A 25,988-nucleotide genomic window follows, 5' to 3' on the forward strand; every position below is an offset into this window, starting at 1 on the left:
TTTGCGTGGGTACTTATAAATCGAAGAGTTAAATAGAAGAATGATGCTACCGAAGAAATCCCTGTTTTTTTAAAATAAGGTGTATGCGTCAAGATTAATTATCTGGTCCATTCGATCGATAATGTAATAAATATACAATTTATATCTCGTAATGCGGACAGCAATTCGTATAGTAGTTACACTTGGAACTAATGGGATAGTTACAGCTTACCCAAGATGCTTAGGTAGGAGGGGAAATATGGAGTTGTATAATGGTAAGGTTGTTTGTCCGAGATGCGATGGGAATGGATTGATAGGTAAGCATAAAGTAGAAGACCTGAAGATAATTATATATATATGCGATGAATGTGATGCATCATGGCTAGATGAAGATGTTAGTTTGGATAGATTTCAAGATCTAACTACATTTCTTGAGACTAGAGGAATTAAGTATAAAGATGCTCAAATAGTTGATCTAGGATACGGTTGGTTTAAAACTTAAAGTTCTTGTTGTATTCCAAATTATTTTGACCAAAAGAAAAAGACAAGTGTGGTGATCGATCATGAAATGTATATTAAGAGTAAGAAGGTGTGTATCTGTTGGATGTAAATAGCTATTATGATCAAGGTGAGGAAGAGTATGTTAGTGGAAATTACTCAAAAGCACTATTTCTATTTGAAATTGAAATGGCCCATCAACCGTCTTCAGATTGCAGAAATTATATTGGGTGTTGTCATTTAGCACTTGGGGATTTTTTTAATGCAATTAAATGTTTTAAAGAGCTTATCAATTCTAGTCCAAAATGGGAGAGACCCGTATTCAATTTGGGTAGAGTCTATCTTAAGATGGGAGAGTTTAAAAAAGCAATAAAGCACTTCAATAAAGCACTAGAAATAAATGATCAGAGTGAAGATGCTTTATATTATTTAGGTCTCTATTATTTTGAAATCGATGAATTTGAACAAGCTGAAAGCTATTATATCCAGTCATTAAAAATAAATGATAAACAGTCAGAGACTCATTTAAATTTGGGAATGTGTTACTTCAGATTATCAAAGTACGAGTTGGCACTCAAACATTTTGATAATACCTATTTGTTGGACGAAAGTTGTTATGACGCGGTTAGGAATAAAGGCCTTGTGCTGTCAAGTATGAACAATTTCAAGCTAGCACTCGAGTCATTTATGTTGGCTCACAAAATTAGTCCGAATGAAACGGAGTGCATGATTGATATTATGTATCATAATGCTAAAATTAGAAATTATGAAATTGCGCTTGAATGGACAAATAAGTTACTGAACTTAGAACCCGACAATGATACCGCAAAAAGGTTTTATGAGAAACTCCAAGTATCACTTGGAAAGGTTAATCTTTCGAGAGATACCACTGAAGATTAATGTTCCTTGCTCAAAACAAGAAATTGTACCGCCAGTTGCGAATATAAATTAATTATCAACAGCTGTGTTGTTGGTGACCAATATTTTAGTCTTGATTAATAGTGACTCGTGACAAAAAAAGAAGCGCTGCTGACATACCGTTGTCAGTAGCGTTTTTATATAGTTACATAAGTAGAATGAAGGAATACAGGAAGTCTAACTCTATAATATTTATTTACATAAGAACACACATTAGGTATGTTGAAAATGTGATGTCGATTAAACATCGGAATATTAGCAATTATATAAAAATGATTTCTTGAGGTGAAACATTTTGAAAATTGAACGGTTGCTTGGAATAGTGATATTTCTTTTAAATAGGGAAAAGGTTAGCGCACGGACATTAGCTGAAAAGTTCGAGGTATCACATAGAACAATACAGAGGGATATTGAAACATTAAATATGTCGGGGATTCCTATCGTTTCGTTTTATGGTACAGATGGTGGTTATGGTATATTGAATAGTTTTAAAATGGAGAGACAGCTTGCCAATGACACTGACTATTCATACATACTGACAGCACTCAAGGGATTGATCACTGCCTACGGTAATCCAAACATAGAGAAGACTCTAGAGAAAATAGTGTCAGTCTCAAGCAACAAATCTCTTACAAACAATATATCTTTGGACTTTGGTGTGCTTCGCGAAGGTATAGATACAGATAAGAGAATACAGCTTATTGAGAGTGCTATTTCAAGAAAAAAGATGATTTCATTTGACTACACCAATGCAGAAAATTGGACTAGTCAACTAGAAGTGGATCCAATTTTGCTGACATACAAGTGGTATGCTTGGTATTTATTCGCCTTTTGTATCGAAAAACAAGATTACAGGCTTTATAAATTAGTGCGAATGAATAATACCTATGTTATAGACAAGCACATTTCAAAAGAACATGAGAGTGCAGATGTATTAATGGCAAGATACGAAGCCAATGATAATCGTAAATACCTAACTTGCAAAATAAGATGCAAAGCTGAAGTTAAAGTATTTGTAATGGAGTATCTGAACGGGAGTATAGAGAAAGAGTATGTAAATGGAGATTTTATAATGAAATTGAATGTAATACAGAATGAACATTTGTGGTTCGGAACTATTTTGTCCCTTGGTAATAAAGTTGTTGTGTTAGAGCCTGAAGAATTAAAACAGCGGATATTACAAAAGGCGAGAGAAATCGTAGAAATTTACTAGAAATTACGACATACAGTTGTCACCATTACTTTTATAAAATATAAGCATCAACTCATTAGGAGGAAGTATATTGCTAAGAGTAAATCCTTTTGAAACATGCCCAGTATATGAAACGGAATTTATGCTTTTTACACTAGTTAAAGAAGAGGACGCGGCAGATTTGTTTGAATGCTATACCGATCCAATCACAAAAAGTCATATGAACAATGATAATTGTGGAGGAGTTTGGAACATCCATGGAATAGAGCCTGTGCTGGGAGCTATTAGAAGTTGGAATAAAGTATTCAAGGAAAAATTTTTTATCAGATGGAGTATAACAAACAAACCAACCAATAAGGTGATTGGAACTATTGAGATTGCCCCTATTCCGAATACTACCAGATTCTTGGATGGTGAATGCAAAATCGGTATATTGAGAATTGACATGATATCATCTTGTGAAAATGAGAGTACATTCAGTGAAATATTGAATATGGTAACCAATCATTTTTTTGATGATTTTGCTATAGAGCGTATTTTAACTAAGGCTGAGAAAATAGATACTGAACGAGTTATAGCCTTAAAGAACTGTAAGTTTTCTGAAGTACCAGATAAAAGCATAATTCCATATCAAGATTACTACTTAAAAGAAAGGCTCTAAACCGAAATCAGTGCTTTTAATTGAAGAAGTATATTTAGATCATAGTGAAGAGGACGGAAATGTCCTGAAGAAGCGGAGCGGTCGCCTTTGCCTCCAAATTTTTACCGCTATAGCGATATAATCAAACAAATTTGGAGGCAACAGCGATCGAAAGGATAATCCGTCCGCGTAGCGGTAATTGATCTACGTATTACATCTTTTCAAGCACTGATTTTGGTGTTGAGTCAAAAGAAAATGATAATCCAATTATTCCATCTAATAAAATTTAAGAGGTGCATTATGAAAACTATAAGAATTTCAAATTCGGAAGCAAGGAGATTTCTAGTTACATACCACGGTCTAGATAACACAAATGTATTTTCTGGTGAGCAGGGAATTGTGGAATACATAAAAAGGGTAGGATGTATACAGTACGACCCGCTAAATGTAGTTGGACGAAATGCTGACCTCGTACTTCAAGCTCGGATAAGAGAATACTCTCCGGCCTATTTCGAGAATCTGTTATATAAGGAACGATCACTGGTTGACGGTTGGGATAAAATGATGTCTATTTACTCTACTTCAGACTGGCCTTATTTTCATCGAATAAGAGCAGCAAAGGAAGAAGAATTAAGGTGGACTTTACAAAGAAGGGAGTCTCTTGATGCTCTAACTCTTGTAGATGTTATTCGAGATCTAATACTTAATAAAGGACCGCTTCAATCTATACAACTGGAATCGGGAGGGGTAGGGATCGGTCAATGGGGACATAGAAAAATGTCTGGAGTCGCAATGGATTTTATGTTTAATTGCGGTGAGTTAGGTGTCTTCAGAAAAAATAACACACAAAAGGTTTATGATTTAATAGAAAGGCTCTTACCTCACGAACTGCTACATTGTGCTGACCCCTTTAAAAATGAACGGGAATTTTTGAAGTGGTATTTTAAAAGGAGAGTAGGAAGTACCGGATTACTATGGGGGCGAAATGGAGGGGGCTGGCTCGGATATTTTCTCTCTAACAAAGAACTAAGAGCTAATATCCTGTCAGAGCTAGTAGAAGATAATAAGCTTGTAATGATCTCAATTGAAGGAATAGACGACATCTTCTATATAAGACATGAGGACTTTGCGATTTTAAGTAAAACACATGAACCAAGGGAAAAGGTAGTGCGCATATTAGCTCCATTGGATAATCTTATTTGGGATCGGAAAATGACCGAAGAAATTTTTAACTTTAGGTACACTTGGGAAGTGTACGTTCCGGTAGAGAAACGCAAGTTTGGTTATTACGTGCTTCCTGTGCTATATGGAGATCAAATAGTAGCAAGATTTGAGCCGGAAATTCATAGAGGCAACAATCCATTTGCTATTAAAAACTGGTGGTGGGAAGATGGTATTGCGATCTCTGAAGAACTGAAATCAGCTGTAAAAAAGGAATTGTATGCCTTTAGTAGATACCTACAAGCTGATGGAGTTACTGAGGAGAGCTTGAATAAGATAATTTGATAAGCTAATGAAAAATACTATTCAAGTTGGTAACATTACTGTAACCTTCGGACATGGTGGTCGGAGAGATTTGGGCATGAGTTCACAACAAGTGGAGCAAGCAATTGCAAGGGATGTAGTTAACCGTGGACTTGATATGCACCAGTAGGACAGTTACCTTATCAAACAGTCGTTGTAAATGGTGTATCGGTAGAATATCGCCCGTTTAACCGAGGGAATGGTAATGCAAATGTTGGTACTTATACTCCCGTAAGGTAGAGGTGGCAAAATGAGTAACTTAAAGAGGAGATTAGAACAACCTAGAGGGCTTAATAGATTTGAAAAGTCCTCAATAATTAAAATGATAAAACATTTACCAGATAATGATATTCTGACTACTCAAATAAATCAGGCAAGGGTAGTTAGCGTGTGTGATTGTGGGTGTAAAACGGTTGATTTAAGAGTTCCGTTCAATTTAGACAAGTATATTTGTAATAGAAGAGTTCCCGTGGAAATGGTGGTCGAATTAGGAGGGGATTTATCTCCAATATTATTCCAATTACATGTTGTTGATGGTTACTTAAATGAGCTAGAGATATTGAAGTTAGATTCAACGCCAATCTGTGAAGAAATTGATATTAGTAAAGGAGCAGTAGAAGTTAGAATTTAGTGGAAGTTGATATACAATGTTAGCTGGTGCACATTTGCCCTTTGAATAGTTGTAGCCCTGCGGCGAGGAACAGATGCCAAAGCTGGAGTTGTCAAATCAGACCCATGATCAGGGTGGCAGCGCCAAAGCAAGTAGGCGGACTTCCGCTAGAAGGGCCATGAAGCGGCCGCGATGTAACGGTTAGTTCATAAACAAGCCACTCCATGGCAAACATCGGAGATGCCGATGGTTTATACCCGAATGATTTAAAAATTAATAAGTTAAAAAATTATGGGTTGATCTTGTTGAATATCAACCTTTTTTGTTAAGCTAATAGGAAATGGGTACAAGTTCTTGGTTTTTTAGGATGCATGTTCTTATCATACGATAACACTACGGCAAGGTTACTTAATATTAACTGCTTTACTATAGAGAGATCACAACAGAATGAATAACGGGGGTTAAGTAGTGAACGACATAATAACATTCTGGGGAACTGGCGATGCGATGGGGGTTCCGCGCGTTTATTGTGACTGTGAAGTCTGCGGGGAGGCAAGAAGTGGTGGAGTGAATCGACGGTTTCGTTCTGTTGTGTCTTTAGATGGTGAAAAAGGTGGGTTCCTGATCGACTGTGGTCCTGATTGGCGTAGTGGGATGGAGAGTCAGGAACTGCGGTTTGTAGAGCATATTCTGATTACACACGCTCACTTTGATCATATCGGAGGATTGCCAGAGTGGGCAGACGCCTGTCGCTGGTTGGGGCGGCGGGGACAATTGTACGCACCGCAGGAGGTGCTGGATATAATTAACCGACAGTATCCTTGGCTTACTGGAAATTTAGATGTTCATAGCGTGGATGAAGGTGTTACTTTAGCTGGTTGGAACGTTCAGGGCTGGAAAGTGTTCCATGGTAAGAATGGTTACTCCTACGCATATCGTTTGGAGAAGGAAGGATATATTTGGGCGTATTGTTCAGATTCGATTGGCTTGCCTGAGGAACAGAAAATCCCGCTTGAAGGGCTTGATCTGCTTGTACTCGGAACAAGTTTCTACAAAGAGCATGCCGAGTTTCATACGAGGTCGGTGTATGATGTCACGGAGGCGCTAGAACTACTGGATGAAGTGAAGCCTAAACATACGATCTTTACTCACATGTCTCATGATATTGATCTAAGTCGTGATTATGGATTACCTGCAAATGTCGGGTTTGCTAAAACGGGGCAGAAGATTCTCTTGAAAAAGTGAGATATAGTTTGTAGAAGTGTATGAGTGAAGTATATTGGTGGAGTATATGAGTGAAGTTTATGGGTGGCGTTATCTTCGGGTGACGATGAGGCATCGTCAAGGTCAGTTTTCTAGATTTATCAGGAATTCCTCCAGTTAAATGATAAAGGAAACCCTATTTTGATCTACTTAACTGGAATAATAGAACTAGAATAAAAAGTGGACACCTCGATAAGAGAATTCGATAATGAATCTATCAGGAGGTGCTTACATGGGTGAACAACGGAAACGGTATAACGAAGAATTTAAGAAAGAAACGGTCAAGTACCTTCAGGAGCAGACGAAGTCGATGGAGGATATGGCTCTTGAATTAGATATTTCAGCGAAGACCTTACATGCCTGGAAGGCTAAGTACCGCGAATTTAAAAATGAACCTATCGCAAACATGGAGCGAGTTCGGGAGCTTGAACAGTTGCTGAAAGAAAAGGAACAAGTGCTACAAGAACGAGAACGTCGGATTGCGGATGTAGAAGAAGAGCTATCGATTGTAAAAAAAGCAGTGCACATCTTCAGCAAACCAAAGAACTGAGATTTCAGTTCATCGAGAATAGCCGCTCCGAGTTTCGATTGGAGAAGATGTGCGATGTACTTAACGTTTCCCGGAGCGGTTATTACAAATGGAGAAACCATGAGATAAGCCAACAAGAGTTGCGGAAAAACCAAGTGTTAGAGCGGATCCGCTACCATTTCAGTGACTCAGAAGAGCGTTATGGTGCACCAAAGATCACATTTTTACTGAACAAAGACGGGTATAACGTGACGGAACGAACGGTAGGTGTATATATGAAAGAACTCGGTTTACGTTCTTGTGTTTCACGGAAGTACAAAGTACAAACTACCGATTCTAATCATGATATGGCCATTGCACCCAACATCCTGAACCAACAGTTTCAAAGTACGGAGCCCAGCAAGGTGTGGGTCACAGATATTACCTACATTCCGTGCAGAGAGGGTCGGTTATACCTTGCAAGCGTTCTGGACTTGTGCACTCGTGAGATTGTGGGGTGGCGACTGGCTGACCGTATGACAACTGAATTAGTCCTTGAGGCGTTAAAGGATGCCTACGCAGCCAAGAAGCCTGAGGAAGGTCTCATTCACCATTCTGATCGTGGAGCACAGTACGCATCCACAGAATACCGTGAATTGCTTAAGAACTACAACATGATCTCTAGCATGAGTCGCAAGGGAAATTGCTACGACAATGCTTGTATTGAATCGTTTCATAGCATCCTAAAGAAGGAACTCGTTTATTGCAGAAGGTTTAGGACCAAACAACAAGCCAAAGACGAGTTGTTTCGATATATTGAGTTTTTTTACAATCGCAAGCGAATTCACGGTGCTCTCGGATACTTGTCACCGATTCGTTTTGCTGCACAGTTTCAGAAGAAATCTGCTTAATTCGCTTAAGGTAGTGTCCACTTTTTTGACAGAGGTCCATAACTCCAGTTGTTTCAAAGAATTATTGTTTCTCATCTCTGTTACGTGTCATATAGCTGGAGGAATTCCAGTTATTATCCGCCAATGTAAGTTCTAGTCCGATTAACGGGAGGAATTCCTGTTAGTATATTTTTAATAACACTATTGATTACTGCCAACACTTTGGTTTACTCTGATCAGATCGTTCCCAAACGGAAAAAAGAAACTGTCCCTCCACAGTACATACTAACTAAGGGTGGGACAGCTTTTGGTATTATTACAGGTCAACCAGAGATTACTGGTTGGCCTCCTTTTTGATTTATTCCCGGTTAAACACAAATTTATCAATGACGAGCTTAACACCGTCATCATTATTGCTGGCAGTTACGAAGTCGGCGATTTCTTTCAATGCTGGGATGGCATTACCCATAGCAACACCAAGACCTGCTGCTTCGAGCATTTCGTGATCATTCCAAGAGTCACCGATCGCAATCGTGTTGGAAAGATCGCAGCCGAAGTGGTTAGCGAGGAATTTCAGGGCATGGCCTTTGGTTCCTTCATGATGCATGAACTCTAGGAAGTTTGGTTTAGATTTGGTGATATGCACACTGTCGCCGAGCAGTTCACGGAGTACAGGGGCAATCTCATCTAAATAGTCCGGTTCATCGATGATAAGCATCTTCGGTGTAGGTTGAGCGACCAATTTGGCAAAGTCAGGCTCAACATAGTATTTGGTCCCGTTTAGGTTGGTGTAATCAATTAACTTTTGATTTTCTTCACGTGCGTATAACTTGTCATCAATGTAAGTCTGCAAATGAAGGTCATGTTCAATGCAATATTTAAAAAGCTTGTCCGCGGCCTCAGTTGGTACATATCGTTCGTATAATACTTGCTCATCCAGCAGGTTCTTTATCAGTGCGCCCTGATAAGTAATAATCGGGACATTCAGTCCAGTTTGGCGAGCAAGCACATGGGCCGAAGCATAAGCACGACCTGTGGCTAATGTGACGACAACGCCCGCTGCTACGGCTTCTTCAAGTGCCTTCTGTGTGGCTGGGGTCACTTTTTTGTCGTCGTTAATCAAGGTGTCGTCGATATCGATGGCAATCAGTTTATACATATAGTTCTCTCCTCCGTGATGGTTATAGAACACTCTCGCAGAAACGGGTAGCACCTTACAAGGTTGAAGCCGTTCCTACTTGTCTCTTTATAATTTCTATATCTATTGTACCGTACAGAGCGCAGATTTCAATTTAAAAGCTCTATCTAAAGATAAGTGCTTGTTAAAAATGGATACAACAGTGGAGTTCTGGAGGAATGTGGAGACTGGGTTAAATCAAGGCTTGACATAGAATTTATGATTTCGAAACGCACCCCCATGTGGTAATATTACCCATGAACCTACTTATAATATTTGTTAAATAGAGGTGAAAACATGAACCAAGATATTCACCCCATTTTATTAGAATTACAGAGGAACTCCCAGCAATTATATGGGTTTGAGCTGCACTCATGGACTCCCGTTTCATTGGGATGGCTAAATTTAAAGTGGAGACTCATAACAGACCGCGGGGAATTCTTACTCAAGATCTACCATGCCAAAAGGTATAAGGATGTTCATGTATTAACTAGAGCCTTGGAACAACAACAAAGGTTACATGATTTCGGAGTTCCTTGCCCAGAACTTTTAACTAGAGATGGAGAGGTCCTGCATGGTTTAGATGATGAGAAATTTATTATCATGCAGTTTTATCCTGGAAATAGAGTTAAACCTCAAGATATCAACAAACTACAAATGTATGAACTTGGTTTGATTACGGGGAAGATGCATCGGATCTTGAATGATACCGCTCTAGGAGATGATATTACCCCCCAATTTGTACCCCCGAGTCGCGAAGAGCGAATATCTCATTGGCATCATGTTATGGAGGAGGCAACAAACAATGATATGACTCATCTACAAAGCCGTATTGAACTGCAGTTGAAATTAACTGAAACTTTAGATATCGATTTTTTGGATACAACTTTAACCGGATGGTCTCACCGTGACTTGTGGGTAGATAACCTTTTGTTCTATGAAAATAAGGTGTCTGCTGTACTAGATTTTGACAGGTTAAACTTTGATTACCCAGAATTAGATGTTGCCAGAGCTATCATGTCGTGGGCATTGTATAATGGTGATTTGCGTACGGATTTTGTTTCTGCCTTTTTAGATGGATATCGTATGGAACATAATTATCACTCGGGTAGATTAGTAAACTCCTTAAGAATGTTATGGTATATGGAGTCTGAATGGTGGATTACCGCGGATATGGATGATCATAATGTAGTGCAGTCAAGATTCGCTGAGGAAATGATTTGGTTATCCCAAAATGATGAACAACTCCCGGTGGTTGTAGGGAATTTATAAACAATGGGGTGAGTTTGTTGCTGGAACAAGTCATATTTGTTGCTTTGTTTACCTTCATTATTCACCTCTCAGAGACACTTACATATTCACTTCGCTTAGCAGGAGTTCGTTTAGGGAAATTAGCCGTTGCCTTATCGTTAACAGGGATCATTCTCTTGGTTTCAAGAACGGCAAATATGGTTCAGGGTCTACTAACTGGGAAAATCATAGACTTTGCAAAGCAAAATGTGGGCTTTGATTTAGTAGGTCACTTAAGAGTTATTATTGGTGCGTCAACAATGGGGACCATAGTGGCATTATTGTTATTTCCTTCTGCTGTTGTACTTTTTTCTAGGGTGATAGCACATTTAGAAGTATCCGGGTCCATACCTCAAATGATCCGTACTTCCGTTTCTATTCAAAAAGTGAGTAACGCAAGACATCATTTGCGCAAGCCCAAGTTATCGATGCTGTCACGATTGCGAATTGGAGGCATACCAAAAAGGTTAGTGATTCTTAATTGTGTTGTGACCGCCATTTATACTATAGGTGTGTTAGCAGCCTTACTGGCTTCGACATTTACAACAGAATATGCGACGACTGCATTGCAATCCTCGGGATTAATCAATGGGGTGGCGACGATTTTACTAACTATACTGATTGATCCGCAAATTGGTTTGATCACGGACAAAGTACTTAGAGGAGAACAAGAGATTACTGCACTTAATAAGGTTTTTGGGTTACTCATGATCTCGCGGTTAGTAGGTACGGTGCTTGCACAAATATTGTTGGTACCAGCTGCGCATTTCATTATTTGGATGGTTTCTATTTTATAGTTAAGCTAAGGGGCGAGTAGATGTATAAAGACAAAGAGTTGACGATTAGACCTGCAAAGAAAGAGGATTTAAGGTCACTTTGGGAACTAATCTATAGCGATGAATCACCGGAATGGAAGAAATGGGATGCACCTTATTATGAACATAAACGGATTTCTTGGGATGATTATCTGCTGAGGGATAACGTTATTGATCAGGAAGATGATTGGGTCATTGAAGCCCATGGGAAAGTCATCGGAAAGGTTAATTACTATTGGGAACATAAACTTTCTAATTGGCTTGAAATGGGGATTGGCATCCTTGATCCACACTATTGGAGTGGTGGCTTTGGTACTAGAGCGCTTAAGTTATGGACTAATCATTTATTCAACACGTTACCCTTGGTAAGGGTGGGTTTTACAACTTGGTCAGGGAATGTAAGGATGATTGCAGTGGGAGAAAAGCTGGGAATGACCATGGAGGCCAGACTTAGAAAATGCCGTTATTATAATGGAGTATATTACGATTCCATCCGAATGGGACTTTTGCGTGAAGAGTGGGAGAGTAATATGTTCTACAAATAGCGGATAATCTTAGTTCAAAGTGAGGGGAAATCATGCTATTTCTATCGAAAGGACCCTATTTACAACGACCCACCGAAGACTCCATGACGATGATGTGGGAGACTTCTGATTTGGCTTCTTCAAGTGTCGAGATATTGTTGGCGGAGAGAATACACAGTGGACATCAAGGGAACTACAAGAAACCGGAGGTCGTTATCGCGTCTGTCTCCAATGAGGAGCGTTCTACGATCCACCAACTTACAGTAACAGGACTTGAGCCCGGAACGATGTACTTTTATACTATTCACTCGGCAAATGCGAAGGGAGAGGTCCAATCAGGTCCCTATCCATTTAAAACGGCAGTACGAAGAGGAGAGCCATTCTCCTTTACGGTGACGGGTGAAACCGGAGGATATAGCAGCTTTGATCCATCAGATGGCCTGACGAATATAAATATTTTCAAACAGATGCAAAGATATCGACCTGATCTTACTTTATTTGTTGGTGATATTGTTGATAATGGAGACAATTATGAGGATTGGGAGAAATACTTCTTTGGCCCGGGGGCTGACTTTTTAACAACTACGCCATTCTACAGTTGCCTCGGCAATCATGAGAATAATGCTTCGTGGTATTATGAATTTTTTGACTTTTCCCCACCCAAAAATTATTATTCATTTGATTATGGCGATGTTCATTTCATTTGTCTGGACAGCACAGATTTTATAAAGTCTGAAGATTACCCACTCAGTGCGGGAGAAATGAGTCCGGGAAATGAACAATATGATTTCTTGATCCATGATCTACAATCGACATCTGCGAAGTGGAAAATCGTCTTTTTTCATTATCCGCCTTTTGTATCAGGGGGGTATCAAGTAGAAGATTTGCGACAACTATGTCCCTTGTTTGAGCAGTATGGTGTAGATCTAGTATTTAATTCGCACACTATCGTATACGAACGTAGTCACCCACTTCGTGCTGGTAAAGTAGATTTCCAAGGCGGGATTACCTACATTGTGGCTGGAGGTGCAGGTGCTATGCCAGAATGGCTATTACCAAAGCGAGAATGGCATACATCGCAGTCATTGGCGGTGCCGCATTTTTTACAGGTTATTGTAACCGTGGATCATTTGGAACTACGGGCAATTGACGAAGAGGGCAGACTATTTGATAAATTTACTTTGAGGAAGGATTCGGATGGTAGCAAGTCCTACTTTTAGTCTCGATCGAATGCCGGACCTATGACCATATTTTTCGCAGCTCTATTTTCAGCCATATCGTTTACCCTGATTTTAGCAATTCCAAGCTAAGGAACAGTTGTAGAATTATTCTTACACTAGCGGCCAGAAGTAATAAGCTAAACAAAGTGTGGTAACCTCTCAAACGCAATGGGCATAAGCTGATAACATATGTTATTTTGAGAGGATGACTTGTACATGTTTCCTTATCCCCAAGAAATTCATCAATTCCCATATCCCGATTATAGGTTTATGCCCAGCGAATCGAATGAAAGATACCGTATACCCTCGCAGCAACGGCTTACCTTCGTGCTTGTGCATGGCTCTTGGGCTGACGCTCACTTCTGGGACGGCGTAGCGGCGGCGCTGTTCAGTCAAGGGCATACCGTTTATACGCCGGAATACGCCGGACACGGCAAAGATCCGAACAAAAATGTCACGCATGCGATGATCACGAAGTCCGTTGTTGATTTTATAACGAAACTGAATCTACACAACTTCATTCTCGTCGGGCACAGCTTTGGCGGAACGGTCATCCAAAAGGTTGCAGAACAGGTACCGGATCGCATCAAGCGCCTCGTCTTCTGGGATGCGTTCGTTCTGAATGATGGCGAATCTCTTGCCGACGAGTTACCGCCCCAAACGAGACAAGGTTTCGAGCAACTTAGAGCCGCCTCGAAGGATGATACGATCATGCTTCCGTTTCCACTGTTTCGGGATTTATTCGTCAATACGGCTACATTCGAGGAAGCCAGATGGATGTATACAAGTGTTATTCCGGAACCGGCCAGACCGCTTTTCGAGAAGCTAGATCTTAAAGTCTTCTATGAGTTGTCTATACCGAAAGGTTATGTATATTTTCTCCAAGACAATGCATTACCACAAGGAGAGGGATTTGGCTGGAATCCGCATATGTCCACTCGACTCGGCCAGTTCCGCCTTATCGTCGGCGATGGGGACCACTTTACGGATACTCGCACAAGGCCGGAGATGGTGGCGCAGAAGATTTATGAGGCGAGCCGGGACTGACGTGCTGTAGAAGTGTTTTTTTTGTGAGGCTAGAGCAAGATCGATCTATAATGCACCAAGATTCGTGTATTAATCGAAAAGGAAATAAGAGGTATTAAAAAAAGGGCATCCTTTGCAGGATGCCTCTTTAAGTACTTTTTTATCACATAAACAGAACCTACCAGTGGCCTTCCAAAATAACGATTATTAGATATCAAGTTTACGAGTACTAATCCATTTCACCATTTCAGGATCGTTATGTGAAAAGAACAGACTCTGTTTCGTATCCAACGTAGTAATCGATTCCATATCCTCTGGGCTTAATTCAAAATCAAAGATATTGAAGTTTTCGATAATTCTTTCTTTACGAACAGACTTCGGAATCACAACGATTTCTCTTTGTGTCAACCACCGTAAAACTACCTGGGCAACGGATTTATTATACTTTTCAGCAATAGGTATCAGTATCTCATTCTCGAACAAGTTATTTTTTCCTTCTGCAAAAGGCGCCCAAGACTCGATCTGAACATTGTTTTCTTTCATAAATTTTGCACTTAAGATTTGCTGGTTGAAGGGGTGCGTTTCGACCTGGTTTACGGCAGGAGTTACTTCATTATGAATAATCAAATCGATTAGACGATCCGGCTGGAAGTTACTAACGCCGATTGCACGGACCTTTCCTTCATGATACAACTCTTCCATAGCGCGCCAAGAGCCATGTACATCTCCAAATGGCTGATGAATTAAATACAAATCCAAATAATCAAGTTGTAATCTGTTCAATGATTTTTCATATGCTTTCTTTGTGCGCTCATAACCAGCATCCTGAACCCAGAGCTTCGTAGTGATAAATAATTCCTCTCTTGCCACACCACTCCGTTTAATTGCTCTACCAACTGCTTCTTCATTTTGATAAGAGGCAGCGGTATCAATCAGACGATAACCTGCCATAATAGCGTCATAAACGCTTTGTTCACATTCATTTGGATCAGCAATCTGAAAAACACCAAAACCGAGTATAGGCATCTCAACACCATTGTTCAAAATTACTTTTTGCATATAAATCCTCCTGTTCTTAAAAGTATGATTAAATCGACTGAATGCTATCCATTACATCCGTGACAGGCTCAATCCGCCGTCGCGTTTTACATTCTTATTATGCACCAGAGGACAAATCGACCGTTATCCCATTCATGCCAGATGTTTGCCTAATCCTCTCACTACCACTTATGTATCGAATGAATATGGACTATAATCAGACTATAAAAGATTGACGAAAGAGAGGATCAAATGTCTGAAATAATCACTAATCAGCAGAATGAGCTCGTAAAAATCATTGAGTGTTATTCAGAAAAAGACGGTGTTCACCAAACTGCTATTCCGTCCTTATTTTTCATGCGTGACTCGAATGCGTCTGTACCAAGACATGGAGTGTATAAACCGTCCTTATGTATGGTTGTTCAAGGGGCGAAGGAGGTATGGTTGGCGCAGGAGCGTTTTAGGTACAGTCCTGCCGATTACCTAATTGCATCCGTACACCTGCCAGTTACCGCCCAAGTCACCGAAGCCACTCCCGATATTCCTTATTTAGGTTTCAAACTTGAATTTACACCGAGTCAAATATTAGAGGTTTTACAGGATTCTGAAGTTCGAGTTTACTCTAAAGAAAATCCTAAGCGAGCTATGTTTGTTTGCCAGATGGAGTCTTCTTTAATGGATACGGTTCTCAGGTTAGCTCGTTTGTTAGATAAGCCTAAAGATATTCCAGTACTTGCTCCACTAATTATAAAAGAGATTCTTTATCGGGTGCTGCAAGGTCAGAATGGAATTGCATTGGAGCATATTGTAATGGAAGGAAGTTCAACTCATCAAATTAAAGATGTTATTGAACATATCATGAATAACTATGCTAGTTCTTTGCGGACCCGGGAGCTTGCCGAAATAGCGAATATGAGTGTTTCTTCGTTTCATCGGTACTTTAAAGAAGTAACAGCAATGAGTCCTATTCAGTTCCAAAAACAACTGAGACTTCAGGAAGCCCGTAGGCTATTGTTAACTGAGTCAGCAGATGCCACTGATGTGGCATTTCGAGTAGGCTATGAAAGCCCTTCGCAATTCAGCCGTGAGTATTCCCGAATGTTTGGTTTTCCGCCTAGACAAGATATAAAGCGTCTTAGAGCATAAAAGGTTCAGATAACGGGGGGACGGAAGTGAAAAGGACCCGCCTTGGCGGGTCCTTTGTCTTGGAAATAACACCAGGATATCGTCCAGGTGACTTCCGATATTAAACGGCAACAATCTAGGACAGTCTATCACTCTATTTCCGTCTGACAATTATGTAATTGCTGTATAACTTCTAAATTCCAGTAGATATCGGGATGGTTCTGAAGAACTTTATAGTTTCTTGGAAAAGCTAGCTTGGAAGCATGCTAGGTTCGCCTTTGTCTTCAGACTTCTACCTCTTATAAGTTGAAATATTAAAAGTGATACTAGCTACGAGAGCGAAATGATTCTGAAGAAGCGGAGCGTTCGCCTTTGTCCCCAAATTTCAACTTTGTAAAAGTTCAATCGAGAAATTTGGGGACAACAGCGATCGTAAGAACATTTTGTTATCGTAGCTCCATCACTATCAGTAGTTCAATCCCCCGCTATTCCTCCAAGAAAACAAGCCCAATAAACTCGTCCTTTTCCAAGTTCCCGAAATAATGCTTCACATCGATATCGGCTAGTGCATCGCGAACTACACTTTCTTCGTAACGAATACCTCTTAGTTTATTCTCGATATCTGCTACGTCTCCTACACCGAAGAAATCGCCGTAAATTTTAATATCTTGGATCTGTCCGTCTTTGATGTTCATGCGTAGGTCGATGATTCCGACCGGGAATTTCTTGGAATGCTTGACGTTTGATTCTGGGGACAATCCGTAGTTCCAATCCCAGTTCTTATAGTGTTCTTCGGAAATTTCGTGAATCTTCTTCCAATCGGCATCGGTTAATTTATACTGTGGTACGGATTCTGCATCCATCCCGAATATATGGCGAAGGAGTTCGGATCGGAACTCTTCAATCGTCATTTTTTTATCCAGAAAATCAACGATATTCGCGACACGGCTACGCACAGATTTGGTGCTCTTTGATTTGAATTTCTCAGGATTGACTTGTAATGAGGCAGCAACGTTGTCCAAATTCAAGTTGAACATCAGTGTGCCATGGCTAAACATCCGGCCCCGTGTTGCGAACTGTGCGTTACCTGATATTTTCTGTTCCCCGACCTGTAAATCATTGCGACCCGTCATCTCGGCATTCACACCTAATGAATGAAGTGCTTCAACTACAGGCTGGGTAAACTTGCGGAAGTTGTGGAAGGATTGTCCATCATCTTTGGTAATGAAGCTAAAATTCAGATTACCGAGGTCATGATAGACCGCGCCACCGCCGGAGAGACGACGTACGACTTGAACTCCGTTTTCTTTGCAGTATTCAGTATTGATCTCTTCGATGGTGTTCTGATGTTTGCCGATAATAATGGACGGTGCGTTAATATAGAACAGCAAGTAACTGTCGTCGTCCATCGGAAGGTGCTTAAGTGCAAATTCTTCGATTGCCAAATTAATTGACGGATCGGTAATCCCCTGATTATCGATAAATAACATGAGTATCGCTCCTCCGATATAGGTTAAGTGGTATAGTAACTGGTTTACTAATTGTATAATTAATGCATCCGAGCTACTTTTACATTGTAAACCAATTGCACACAAAACCAAAGGAAAAGGGAGATATGATGAGAGAACTATGATTACTTAATTTCATCAAGGAGGGTCATTAACTCAGGAATGGGTTCAGGATCTTTCAAATTTAATTTTCTTAATGACTCCACTGCAATGCTTAGAACGGCATAGTCGCGATACCATCTATGATCTGCAGGGACAACATGCCATGGGGATGCGCTGCTGCATTTTTCAAGCAATTCTTCATAGTAATTTCTATATTTCTTCCAAGACTTACGTTCCATTAAATCGGCGGGATCAAACTTCCAGTTCTTTGCGGGATCTTCGATCCGACTTTTTAGCTTTTCTAACTGGAACTCTTTTGAAATGTGCAAAAATATTTTAACTACCTTTACATGGTTATTCTCTAAAAGAGACTCAAAATGGTTAATGTGTTTGAAGCGGCTTTTGGCTTCTTTATCAGAGATCAACTCATGTACCCGTGTAATAAGTACATCCTCGTAATAGGATCGATTAAAAGTAGTGATATGACCAAGAGCAGGAACTTTACTGTGAGCTCTCCAGAGGAAATCATGCAGTGATTCTTCTTCGGTTGGTGTTTTGAAACTATAAGAGGAGACACCCGCAGGATTAAGTCCAGAGAAAACATGTTTGATTACCCCGTCTTTACCGCTGCAATCCATGCCTTGAAACACAAAAAGAACAGCCTCATTCTTACCCGCATTAAGTTTCTCCTGTAACTCCTGAAACTCTTCCTTCAGCTTGATAGTTTCTTCTTCCACTTCTTCTTTGTTCAGAAATGTACCCGTATTCTTTGGATCGATAGTGCTCAGATCAACCTTTTGCTTAACAGGCAGTGCGAATGGTTTTGGCATGTGAGATTTGGCCTCCTATAGAATCGTATTTTCATATAGTGTAACTCTAAAAAGAAGATATGGCATCCTAAATTATGGTAGATGAGATAAAAGCCCAGAGATTGACGAAAGGAGCCCATAAACTGCATAATGAGGGCATTGATTCTAGTCGGCTAGTTATGAAGATTTATAACGACATGTAACCATAAAGAGAGGTTTGAAAACATGCTGGAAGTGTATGGTCATGGGGGCGATCTAGAGACAGCCTCCCTTAGGTACGGCATAGCGCCGGGAGAATTTATAGATTTCAGTGCCAATATTAATCCGTTGGGTCCACCGCCTGGACTGCTAGACAGACTCAGGGATGCCTTGCCTGGTGTTGTTTCTTACCCAGATCCGGGACACAGAACACTGACTTTATTACTAGCGAAGAAGAATAACGTCGATAAAGAGACTATTGTTATAGGAAACGGGGCAGCGGAAAACATGGCGCTTGCCTTGCTTGCCTTATCTCCGAAAGTAGTTGGTATCGTTGAGCCTTGTTTCTCTGAATATGCGACGTTATCTAAGCAGTTCGGGGCAGAGGTGAGGAGTGTCTTTGGTACAGAAGAGAGAGCTTTTAAAGCTGAGCCAGCGGATGTAGAACGTCTGATTGGAGAGAGTGATCTTGTGTTTATCGGACAGCCAAACAATCCGAACGGTGTGCAGTATGGACTAGATGAACTGCGATTGTTTGCTGAAGCAGGGGAACGACATAAAACCTATGTGGTGTTGGATGAGGCATTTATTGACTTTATTCCGGATACAAACCGGCAATCGCTTCTGTCGGAACTTGAACGTTACAGGTATTTGATTCTGATTCGGTCGATGACGAAGTTTTATGCGATACCAGGTCTAAGACTGGGGTATGCGATGGCTCATCCTCAGTTGGCTGCGATGATGCGAGATAAGCAGGTGACTTGGAGTGTAAACTTGTTAGCTTTGATAGCTGGTGAATATTGTTTGTCTGCGAGTGAGGAGTATGAAGCGGCGACGATTGCTCTAGTTGCGCAGCAACGAGAGTTTTTGCGGGATCGACTGAGTCGTCTAGGCTGTATGACGTGGCCGAGTGAGGGGAATTTTCTGCTGGTACGTTTGCCGCAGGGGTGGAGTGCAAAGGGTATGCAGGAGGCACTTGGTCGGCGTGGAATATTGGTGCGGAGTTGTGCAATGTATCCGGGGCTAAGTGATAGGGATATCCGCATTGCGGTTAAGGGGAATGATGACAATTGCAAACTGCTCACAGAAATGGAACGGGTAGTGGGAGGGGCATTATAGTGACAACACCATTTTTACATGGAAAAGAAGGAGACATCTACGAATCTACAAGCTGGCCTGGGCTAAAGCTTATTCAAGGGGAGCGACATTTGCTGCTGGAGGCACCATCCATGATGGAGGGGCTAAGTAGCGCGGTGTTTGGTGGTGGCATGAAACCGATACGAAGAGTGGCCAACATTTATGTAGATCGATTCTACCGTTGTGATGATCCTGAACGAGATATATCGCTGTTGTTACAGGAGTGGAAATATCCACAGACAGAAACGGCCGGTTTACTTACGGCGGTTCAGCTTCGCCACGCTGCAGTGGCAGAAGAGCGTACGGATGATTTTGCTGTCTTCTGCTGCGCGACTGCAGGTGTATCGAACGGTGCCCGGGCAGGGGTGAAACGGACGACGTTTCCAGCCTCATGGACGCCGGGAACGATCAATTTGATGTTGGTTGTAGATGGGAAAATGACGCCAGCGGCGATGGTTAACGCGATCATTACGGCAACGGAGGCGAAGGCAGCGGCACTGAGCGATCTGGGCGTACTGGACGCTGAGAATGGGCTGACGGCTACAGGAACAACGACCGATTCGGTCGTGTTAGGTGTAAGCCAGTCAGCGCATTGGCCGCTTGTGCACGCTTATGCGGGGACCGCGACGGATATCGGCGGCGCGGTGGGGCGGTTGGTGTACGCCGCCGTGAGCGAATCGCTGCGCGTTGCAGCGGAGGAGCGCCGCTGATGGCGGCGTGGTGGATCTTGCCGGCCGCGTATGCGCTGGACCGGCTGGTTGGCGATCCGCGCTGGCTTCCTCATCCCGTGGTTGGGATGGGGAAGGCGATTAGCGCGATCGAGGTGGCGATTCGCCGCCTGGTGCAGCCCCGCCGCTACCGCGTGGCGGGGCTGTTGCTGCCGCTACTGGTCGTTGGCGGCAGCTTTGCCTTGACCTGGGCCGCGCTGCGCCTGCTGGCCATGGTCAATCCATGGCTGGCCGCCGTCGCCGAGGCTGCCTTCATCGCGACGACAATCGCCGCGAAAGGGTTGCGGGACGCCGGCATGGAAGTGTGCGGCCATCTACGCCGCGGAGATCTCCCGGCTGCGCGCCGCTCGCTCTCCATGATCGTCGGCCGCGATACAGCCGACCTGCAACCGCCGGAAGTCGTCCGCGGCGCAGTGGAAACGGTGGCGGAGAACATCGTCGACGCCGTGGTGTCGCCGTTATTCTTCGCGTTAATTGGCGGCGCCCCGCTAGCCATGGCTTATCGAGCGGTAAATACGCTCGATTCGATGGTTGGCTACAAGAACGATAAATATATTCATCTCGGTTGGGCTTCCGCTCGGCTGGATGACATTGCAAATTATATCCCTGCGCGTCTAACAGCCCTTTTGCTAATCGCAGCTTCATGGTGTCTTAGACTCGATCCGAAGGGAGCATGGAGTGCTGTGCGACGTGATGCCTCAGCTCACCCTAGTCCCAATAGTGGATATCCAGAGTCTGCTGTAGCAGGATCGTTAGGTATACGACTTGGTGGTGAGAACTCTTACCATGGTGTGACGTCGTTCCGCGCGTATATGGGTGACAAAAAACGTGAGCTGGAGCCTGAGGATATTCCGCGGACAGCAAAGCTCATGTTTCTGGTATCGGGCGTTTTTGTTCTGATAGGTACGTCAATTTGGATCGGAATCAACGGCATGATTTGGGTGTGATGGAGAACTACTTACTGGAGATGGTATTGAGTTAAAGTGAACAATAGGTAAGAGCAAGAAGGGGTGGTAAATTTGTTTGATGAACTCAACAAAAATAGTGAATCCCACAAGAAATTATCAATTAACGATACACAAAATGAAACGAATTTACATGTGGAATGGTGGATCGTCCGCCATGGATTAACCCCATGGAATGTGGAGCGGCGTTATCAGGGGCATAACGATCAGAAGTTGCTTTCGGGTGCGGCGTCTGGTCTAGAGCTACTGGGTAAAGAAATCGCTGGGGTCTCCTTCTCTGCCATATATTGCAGCGATTTAAGTCGTTGCCGAGATACATTGGCTTATGTTCGTCCTGACTTACAGCAAGTTGCCATTTGTGATGACAGGCTGCGAGAATTGAACTTTGGAGAGTGGGAAGGGCAGACCTATGACATGCTCAAGGAAGATCCTCTATATCGATCATGGATTGATAACCCTCAAGAAGTTACACCGCCTGGTGGAGAGTCTTGGGATCAGTTCCGAGATAGGGTTACGAGTGTGTATAGGGAACTTATGCTGCTCTCTTACTCATTAGTGGCTGCGGAACAGAACCCTGTTGTTCTTATCGTTACACACGGTGGAGTTATTTCTATGTTATCTTCCATCCTCCAGCCAGGATTAGGGTTTTGGGATACGAAGGTGCCTATAGGCGGCATATTAAGGCACAGGATACAGCTACAAAAGCCAAAATGAATCTCGCTATATACTACCCTAGTATTACAATATTGAAGATTGGATTGTGATTGACCTTGGAATGTGAACATAGCTATATCTATACCTATGCATGCCATGAGAACGAACGAGACTTGTGTCAAATGGAACTACGAGCCCTGTTCGGAAAGAGTGGAGCACCGTATGATTCCTTTGTAGAAACAAGTGTAAAAATAGACCCCAGCCGTAGCCCCTTCATCTCGATGAGGATCGATGTATTGTTCACAGGTGAATCTCTAGAGGAGATTACTTCTGCGGTGAATTCACTTGAGTTAGGCGCAGCGACCTTTAAAGTGCTGTATATCAAACATGGGGATAAAATTAGCTATGATGAACAGCGTAACTTGGAAAGACAAGTTGGAATGAATATCACTGGTAAAGCAGAAATGCGACATCCAGATGTCACTTATGGCTTGCTCTCGAGTGAAGGACGCTGGTATTTTGGGATATGTTATTCGTCGGAGGCCATTTGGCTAAAGCATAAAGATAAGCCGCAAAACTATTCAACAGGACTGAGTACCCCTGTGGCCAGGGCTTTAGTCAATATTGCAGTGCCCCGGCCGAAAGGTATAAGGGCAATAGATCCTTGTTGCGGGATGGGTAATGTATTGATTGAGGCTTTATCGATGGGGATAGATATGATTGGCCAGGATATCAATCCGCTCGCGATTAAGGGTGCTCGAATCAATCTACGGCATTTCGGATACGATGATTCAGCTCTCGTGAGTATCGGAGATATGAACGAAGTGGAACAATATTTTGACGCTGCCATATTGGACATGCCTTATAACCTATGTTCTGTACTCCCGGAGTCGGAACGGATTAAGATGTTGACGAGTCTGCGGCGCTTTAGTGAGCGGTCAGTGATCGTGTCATCCGAGGCGCTAGATAGTGACATTTCTCAGGCAGGTTTGAGCGTTACAGATCGGTGCACGATCACAAAAGGAACCTTCGTCCGTAATGTGTGGTTATGTAATGGATAACCATCATATGGTGCTGAGACATCAAAAGGGTGAGCAGTAACATCATAGGATGGAGCGGTAATATCAAGATGGAGTTGACCACCCAAATGGTTAGCTTTGAGTTAATAGGTCAGCCAGAAGCCTCTGGTTGGCCTGTTTGTTAGTGTTTTTTTTATATAGGAGTAATGAATCTACAGTAGAGGCAGATTCATTTTCTACAGTTAAATTAGTTGTTTTGAACGGTTGATTCATTTAATTGCAGAAAGTGCAGTTAGATTGGATGGATCGGAGTTAGGGGCATAGCAAAAATAACCTAATCAAGCAAAGGTATGATTTCCTAAGACTCCTATATCTGAAAAAGGGGAGATCAATCGCTGAAAGGGTAACATCTAAGAGTCTATTCTAGTTGCTGGGTGAGAGAATGTGAGGACGAAGAGTTGAGAAGATGATGAACTGTACCGAACTAGAAACCAAGAAACCAAGAAACTAAGAATGTGAGATTGAGATATGCCGTTAAGTTGAATCTGTAAGCTGAGATTCAAGGTGAGAGGACATAGGATCCGCTATTATGCCTTTTTCGGGCCTTTTTTGAGTTCTGCGGACCTGAGATCCGTTATTCGTCCTCATTACATCATAATCAGAGATATTTGAGCGAATAGCGGAACCAGTGTCCGCATAGATCACAAAACAGGGGTATTTTCAGCAAATAACGGACTCAGTGTCCGCTCACACAAGTTCTCGACTAACAGTATGTGCACCTTTCGTGAAATCAAGCAGGTGATCGGCGGCTGAAGTTACCAATTTGGAGCAAGTCGATGCCAAAGCTAAGCGGTATCTAAACAAGGGATGGCCCCCTCCGCTAAAGCATGTGATCGATGGAGAGGATGTTCTAGCCACTCTAGGTATGCAATTTTTGACTGTCCGGAACAACTAGAAGTGAATTTATTGTTGTTGATTGTCTTGAAATAGCTTCAACGAAGATGATTGCGAATCGCTGTAACGGAACTCAGCGACCTTATTTGCGGTTTATTCCACTGTTCTGGATTGTAACGGAACGAGGAGACGTTATTTCATCCTAAATCATGCATTCGAGCATCATTTGGATGAAATAAGGTCTTTCAGTTCCGTTAGAATTTTTTATGATCTTCTAAACTCAAAATAATGGCTACCACGGTTCAACCCCCTAAATTTGGACACTTTCCACATCATTCTTAAGAAATCTCATCATAGCGCAATTTTTTGTGGGGGAATCAACCCCATGGTCATCAAACGTAAGTATTCCTTGGGTGGCCAATCCTTGAGACTGCCATGGATCCGTTCCGTATTGTAGTACCGAATGAATCGATCTACTTCTGCAAAGGCTTCTTCGTAATTTTCAAAACAATTGCGTTGGTAACATTCTCGCTCTATGATGCTGTGATACGACTCAATAAACGCGTTTTTGTTTGGTGTTTGGTTGGGGATCCGTTCGTGCTCTATGCCAGTTTGTTCGCAAAAAGTATAGAAAGCTTTACTAATAAACTGTGGCCCATTATCGGTCCGTATGACCAACTTGTGTTCTTGTTCGTGTATTCGCCGCTTTAGAAGCGCCTTCTGTACCGTACGTAAGATGTCCTGCGTGCTGCAAACCTTTCCGCGATGATGGGCGACAATGTTCCGATCAAACACGTCAATAATGCTTGCCAGGTAGAAATGCTGACGTTTACCGGCTACGTAACCGTACTTAATGTCCATCTGCCATAACTGGTTAGGTCCATCCACAACTCGGTTATTTGCAAGCCTTTTGGGTACAGGATTTGTCAGTTCACGCTGCGGATGAAGGATGCCCATTTCTTTGCATAAACGGTATACTTTCTTTTTGTTAATGATTAATTTATATTTTCGCCGCAACAACGTAGTTAGCTTTCGGTAGCCGAACGCTGAATTTGGCCCTTGGATAAGGCGTCTGAGGTACCCTCTAATACGAGCATCTACCACCTGTTTTCCATCCTTGTCAAATGAGTAACCCGGAATAGGCCGGCCGCTACTGACAGGTTGTTGGTGTTCAGGATGTTGCAGACGATAGTAGTAGGTTGAACGAGGGATTCCACACAGACGTAGTACTCTTTGAATAGGATATCCCTGTTCAATCCAGTGTGTTGCTACTTCCAATCGGGATACTTTTTTTTTACCAAGTCACGAAGGATGTTGTTTTCGAGTTCTTTTTCTCCCAACAGCTTCATGGCACTGTCATATTTCTTCTGCAAATCTTCGTAACTGGCTGCATTCTGTTTCAGTTTCTCGGCATCGATTTGCTTCTTTTTCATAAGGTCGTCCACCTCATCCTGATATTGGCGGACCCAGTTGCTTAACGTTTTAGGAGACATTCCGTGCTTCCGGGCTACCATCTCTACTCGGTAACCGGCAAGCACTTCAACCACTAGCTCCTTCTTCGTTTCAACAGGGCACCTGAATCGTCTTTTCATCGATTTACTCCTTACTCATTTTAGTGTATATGAGGTGGATTGGAGTGTCCAATTGGATTAGGGGGCTATATAGGCTGGTTCCGTTAGAATGATGTCAGAATACCCCCTGATGCCTTCATCTCAAAGCACTCAGAGCAACCAAATA

The 25,988-nt window shown here is 42.2% G+C and carries 29 protein-coding genes; 23 read left to right on the forward strand and 6 right to left on the reverse strand.

Annotated elements, in window-relative coordinates:
• Nucleotides 1-238: 238 nt before the first annotated feature.
• From NST85_RS07860 to NST85_RS07910, 11 genes are all read left to right on the forward strand, one after another.
• Nucleotides 239-481, forward strand: a complete 243-nt coding sequence (locus tag NST85_RS07860) for a 3'-5' exonuclease (RefSeq protein WP_127194943.1) — start codon at nucleotides 239-241, stop codon at nucleotides 479-481.
• Between the two features lie 98 nt (nucleotides 482-579).
• A complete protein-coding gene (locus tag NST85_RS07865) occupies nucleotides 580-1,377 on the forward strand; it encodes a tetratricopeptide repeat protein (protein WP_341189023.1) in 798 nt (265 codons plus the stop codon).
• 313 nt (nucleotides 1,378-1,690) lie between these two features.
• Nucleotides 1,691-2,608, forward strand: coding sequence for a helix-turn-helix transcriptional regulator (locus tag NST85_RS07870; protein WP_127194945.1), 918 nt, complete (start codon nucleotides 1,691-1,693; stop codon nucleotides 2,606-2,608).
• 70 nt (nucleotides 2,609-2,678) lie between these two features.
• A complete protein-coding gene (locus NST85_RS07875) occupies nucleotides 2,679-3,248 on the forward strand; it encodes a GNAT family N-acetyltransferase (RefSeq protein ID WP_127194946.1) in 570 nt (189 codons plus the stop codon).
• 279 nt (nucleotides 3,249-3,527) lie between these two features.
• Entirely contained in the window at nucleotides 3,528-4,733 is a 1,206-nt protein-coding gene (locus tag NST85_RS07880) for a winged helix-turn-helix domain-containing protein (protein ID WP_127194947.1), read from the forward strand.
• Nucleotides 4,734-4,740: 7 nt separating this feature from the next.
• Nucleotides 4,741-4,881, forward strand: a complete 141-nt coding sequence (locus NST85_RS07885; protein WP_170220303.1) for a hypothetical protein — start codon at nucleotides 4,741-4,743, stop codon at nucleotides 4,879-4,881.
• Between the two features lie 120 nt (nucleotides 4,882-5,001).
• The gene (locus tag NST85_RS07890; RefSeq protein ID WP_127194948.1) at nucleotides 5,002-5,382 is read left to right on the forward strand and encodes a hypothetical protein; all 381 of its coding nucleotides are present in this window, start codon (nucleotides 5,002-5,004) and stop codon (nucleotides 5,380-5,382) included.
• Nucleotides 5,383-5,829: 447 nt separating this feature from the next.
• Entirely contained in the window at nucleotides 5,830-6,606 is a 777-nt protein-coding gene (locus NST85_RS07895) for an MBL fold metallo-hydrolase (protein ID WP_211350303.1), read from the forward strand.
• Nucleotides 6,607-6,856: 250 nt separating this feature from the next.
• On the forward strand, nucleotides 6,857-7,174 hold the full coding sequence (locus tag NST85_RS07900) for a transposase (protein WP_341189024.1): 318 nt from the start codon (nucleotides 6,857-6,859) through the stop codon (nucleotides 7,172-7,174).
• An 11-nt stretch (nucleotides 7,175-7,185) separates the two neighbouring features.
• Nucleotides 7,186-8,043 (forward strand): IS3 family transposase, encoded by an 858-nt coding sequence (locus NST85_RS07905; protein WP_341191091.1) that lies wholly within the window; start codon nucleotides 7,186-7,188, stop codon nucleotides 8,041-8,043.
• A gap of 183 nt (nucleotides 8,044-8,226) precedes the next feature.
• Nucleotides 8,227-8,379, forward strand: a complete 153-nt coding sequence (locus NST85_RS07910; protein WP_341189025.1) for a hypothetical protein — start codon at nucleotides 8,227-8,229, stop codon at nucleotides 8,377-8,379.
• A 1-nt stretch (nucleotide 8,380) separates the two neighbouring features.
• On the opposite strand, the gene NST85_RS07915 is transcribed toward NST85_RS07910, so the two are convergent.
• Nucleotides 8,381-9,181, reverse strand: a complete 801-nt coding sequence (locus tag NST85_RS07915) for a Cof-type HAD-IIB family hydrolase (protein ID WP_127192527.1) — start codon at nucleotides 9,179-9,181, stop codon at nucleotides 8,381-8,383.
• Nucleotides 9,182-9,496: 315 nt separating this feature from the next.
• Here NST85_RS07915 and NST85_RS07920 point away from each other — a divergent pair, with 315 nt between their 5' ends.
• The 5 genes from NST85_RS07920 (at nucleotide 9,497) to NST85_RS07940 (ending at nucleotide 14,095) form a co-directional block, all read left to right on the forward strand.
• A complete protein-coding gene (locus NST85_RS07920) occupies nucleotides 9,497-10,471 on the forward strand; it encodes a phosphotransferase (RefSeq protein WP_127192509.1) in 975 nt (324 codons plus the stop codon).
• Nucleotides 10,472-10,488: 17 nt separating this feature from the next.
• Nucleotides 10,489-11,286: a lipid II flippase Amj family protein gene (locus NST85_RS07925; protein ID WP_127192508.1), complete on the forward strand. Its 798-nt coding sequence runs from the start codon at nucleotides 10,489-10,491 to the stop codon at nucleotides 11,284-11,286.
• 20 nt (nucleotides 11,287-11,306) lie between these two features.
• On the forward strand, nucleotides 11,307-11,849 hold the full coding sequence (locus NST85_RS07930; RefSeq protein ID WP_127192507.1) for a GNAT family N-acetyltransferase: 543 nt from the start codon (nucleotides 11,307-11,309) through the stop codon (nucleotides 11,847-11,849).
• A gap of 32 nt (nucleotides 11,850-11,881) precedes the next feature.
• The gene (locus NST85_RS07935; protein WP_127192506.1) at nucleotides 11,882-13,048 is read left to right on the forward strand and encodes a purple acid phosphatase family protein; all 1,167 of its coding nucleotides are present in this window, start codon (nucleotides 11,882-11,884) and stop codon (nucleotides 13,046-13,048) included.
• Nucleotides 13,049-13,381: 333 nt separating this feature from the next.
• The gene (locus tag NST85_RS07940; RefSeq protein ID WP_246054106.1) at nucleotides 13,382-14,095 is read left to right on the forward strand and encodes an alpha/beta fold hydrolase; all 714 of its coding nucleotides are present in this window, start codon (nucleotides 13,382-13,384) and stop codon (nucleotides 14,093-14,095) included.
• 186 nt (nucleotides 14,096-14,281) lie between these two features.
• Here NST85_RS07940 and NST85_RS07945 read toward each other — a convergent pair whose 3' ends face one another.
• Entirely contained in the window at nucleotides 14,282-15,133 is an 852-nt protein-coding gene (locus NST85_RS07945; RefSeq protein ID WP_341189026.1) for an aldo/keto reductase, read from the reverse strand.
• A 231-nt stretch (nucleotides 15,134-15,364) separates the two neighbouring features.
• Between NST85_RS07945 and NST85_RS07950 the strand changes: the two genes are divergently transcribed.
• Entirely contained in the window at nucleotides 15,365-16,258 is an 894-nt protein-coding gene (locus tag NST85_RS07950) for an AraC family transcriptional regulator (protein WP_341189027.1), read from the forward strand.
• Nucleotides 16,259-16,722: 464 nt separating this feature from the next.
• Here the strand turns inward: NST85_RS07950 and NST85_RS07955 are convergent, their stop codons facing one another.
• A complete protein-coding gene (locus NST85_RS07955; protein ID WP_341189028.1) occupies nucleotides 16,723-17,727 on the reverse strand; it encodes a lipoate--protein ligase in 1,005 nt (334 codons plus the stop codon).
• A gap of 143 nt (nucleotides 17,728-17,870) precedes the next feature.
• Nucleotides 17,871-18,677, reverse strand: a complete 807-nt coding sequence (locus tag NST85_RS07960; RefSeq protein WP_127192501.1) for a PPK2 family polyphosphate kinase — start codon at nucleotides 18,675-18,677, stop codon at nucleotides 17,871-17,873.
• A 204-nt stretch (nucleotides 18,678-18,881) separates the two neighbouring features.
• On the opposite strand from NST85_RS07960, the gene NST85_RS07965 reads away from it, so the two are divergent.
• From NST85_RS07965 to NST85_RS07990, 6 genes are all read left to right on the forward strand, one after another.
• On the forward strand, nucleotides 18,882-19,973 hold the full coding sequence (locus NST85_RS07965; RefSeq protein WP_341189029.1) for a pyridoxal phosphate-dependent aminotransferase: 1,092 nt from the start codon (nucleotides 18,882-18,884) through the stop codon (nucleotides 19,971-19,973).
• The gene (locus NST85_RS07970) at nucleotides 19,973-20,701 is read left to right on the forward strand and encodes an adenosylcobinamide amidohydrolase (protein ID WP_341189030.1); all 729 of its coding nucleotides are present in this window, start codon (nucleotides 19,973-19,975) and stop codon (nucleotides 20,699-20,701) included. The genes NST85_RS07965 and NST85_RS07970 overlap by 1 nt, the downstream gene beginning before the upstream one ends.
• On the forward strand, nucleotides 20,701-21,666 hold the full coding sequence (gene cbiB, locus NST85_RS07975; RefSeq protein ID WP_341189031.1) for an adenosylcobinamide-phosphate synthase CbiB: 966 nt from the start codon (nucleotides 20,701-20,703) through the stop codon (nucleotides 21,664-21,666). Before NST85_RS07970 ends, cbiB begins: the two co-directional genes overlap by 1 nt.
• 72 nt (nucleotides 21,667-21,738) lie before the next feature.
• Nucleotides 21,739-22,398: a histidine phosphatase family protein gene (locus tag NST85_RS07980; protein ID WP_341189032.1), complete on the forward strand. Its 660-nt coding sequence runs from the start codon at nucleotides 21,739-21,741 to the stop codon at nucleotides 22,396-22,398.
• 122 nt (nucleotides 22,399-22,520) lie between these two features.
• Nucleotides 22,521-23,399: a TRM11 family SAM-dependent methyltransferase gene (locus NST85_RS07985; RefSeq protein ID WP_341189033.1), complete on the forward strand. Its 879-nt coding sequence runs from the start codon at nucleotides 22,521-22,523 to the stop codon at nucleotides 23,397-23,399.
• A gap of 781 nt (nucleotides 23,400-24,180) precedes the next feature.
• On the forward strand, nucleotides 24,181-24,312 hold the full coding sequence (locus NST85_RS07990) for a hypothetical protein (protein WP_341189034.1): 132 nt from the start codon (nucleotides 24,181-24,183) through the stop codon (nucleotides 24,310-24,312).
• Between the two features lie 290 nt (nucleotides 24,313-24,602).
• Here the strand turns inward: NST85_RS07990 and NST85_RS07995 are convergent, their stop codons facing one another.
• Both NST85_RS07995 and NST85_RS08000 read right to left on the reverse strand, forming a co-directional pair.
• Nucleotides 24,603-25,529, reverse strand: a complete 927-nt coding sequence (locus tag NST85_RS07995) for an IS3 family transposase (RefSeq protein ID WP_127195315.1) — start codon at nucleotides 25,527-25,529, stop codon at nucleotides 24,603-24,605.
• On the reverse strand, nucleotides 25,520-25,843 hold the full coding sequence (locus NST85_RS08000; protein WP_127195314.1) for a transposase: 324 nt from the start codon (nucleotides 25,841-25,843) through the stop codon (nucleotides 25,520-25,522). The genes NST85_RS07995 and NST85_RS08000 overlap by 10 nt, the downstream gene beginning before the upstream one ends.
• Nucleotides 25,844-25,988 lie beyond the last annotated feature (145 nt).

The organism is Paenibacillus sp. FSL K6-2524, assembly GCF_038005525.1.
Lineage (GTDB): Bacteria > Bacillota > Bacilli > Paenibacillales > Paenibacillaceae > Fontibacillus > Fontibacillus anaericanus.

Bases quoted from the DNA above. Each gene is read 5' to 3' on its own strand.
- NST85_RS07955 (WP_341189028.1), bottom strand. From the start codon at position 17,727: ATGTTATTTATCGATAATCAGGGGATTACCGATCCGTCAATTAATTTG.
- cbiB (WP_341189031.1), top strand. From the start codon at position 20,701: ATGGCGGCGTGGTGGATCTTGCCGGCCGCGTATGCGCTGGACCGGCTG.
- NST85_RS07885 (WP_170220303.1), top strand. From the start codon at position 4,741: ATGAAAAATACTATTCAAGTTGGTAACATTACTGTAACCTTCGGACAT.
- NST85_RS07930 (WP_127192507.1), top strand. From the start codon at position 11,307: ATGTATAAAGACAAAGAGTTGACGATTAGACCTGCAAAGAAAGAGGAT.
- NST85_RS07915 (WP_127192527.1), bottom strand. From the start codon at position 9,181: ATGTATAAACTGATTGCCATCGATATCGACGACACCTTGATTAACGAC.
- NST85_RS07900 (WP_341189024.1), top strand. From the start codon at position 6,857: ATGGGTGAACAACGGAAACGGTATAACGAAGAATTTAAGAAAGAAACG.
- NST85_RS07945 (WP_341189026.1), bottom strand. From the start codon at position 15,133: ATGCAAAAAGTAATTTTGAACAATGGTGTTGAGATGCCTATACTCGGT.
- NST85_RS07890 (WP_127194948.1), top strand. From the start codon at position 5,002: ATGAGTAACTTAAAGAGGAGATTAGAACAACCTAGAGGGCTTAATAGA.
- NST85_RS07985 (WP_341189033.1), top strand. From the start codon at position 22,521: ATGGAACTACGAGCCCTGTTCGGAAAGAGTGGAGCACCGTATGATTCC.
- NST85_RS07950 (WP_341189027.1), top strand. From the start codon at position 15,365: ATGTCTGAAATAATCACTAATCAGCAGAATGAGCTCGTAAAAATCATT.
- NST85_RS08000 (WP_127195314.1), bottom strand. From the start codon at position 25,843: ATGAAAAGACGATTCAGGTGCCCTGTTGAAACGAAGAAGGAGCTAGTG.
- NST85_RS07960 (WP_127192501.1), bottom strand. From the start codon at position 18,677: ATGCCAAAACCATTCGCACTGCCTGTTAAGCAAAAGGTTGATCTGAGC.
- NST85_RS07860 (WP_127194943.1), top strand. From the start codon at position 239: ATGGAGTTGTATAATGGTAAGGTTGTTTGTCCGAGATGCGATGGGAAT.
- NST85_RS07880 (WP_127194947.1), top strand. From the start codon at position 3,528: ATGAAAACTATAAGAATTTCAAATTCGGAAGCAAGGAGATTTCTAGTT.
- NST85_RS07965 (WP_341189029.1), top strand. From the start codon at position 18,882: ATGCTGGAAGTGTATGGTCATGGGGGCGATCTAGAGACAGCCTCCCTT.
- NST85_RS07935 (WP_127192506.1), top strand. From the start codon at position 11,882: ATGCTATTTCTATCGAAAGGACCCTATTTACAACGACCCACCGAAGAC.
- NST85_RS07920 (WP_127192509.1), top strand. From the start codon at position 9,497: ATGAACCAAGATATTCACCCCATTTTATTAGAATTACAGAGGAACTCC.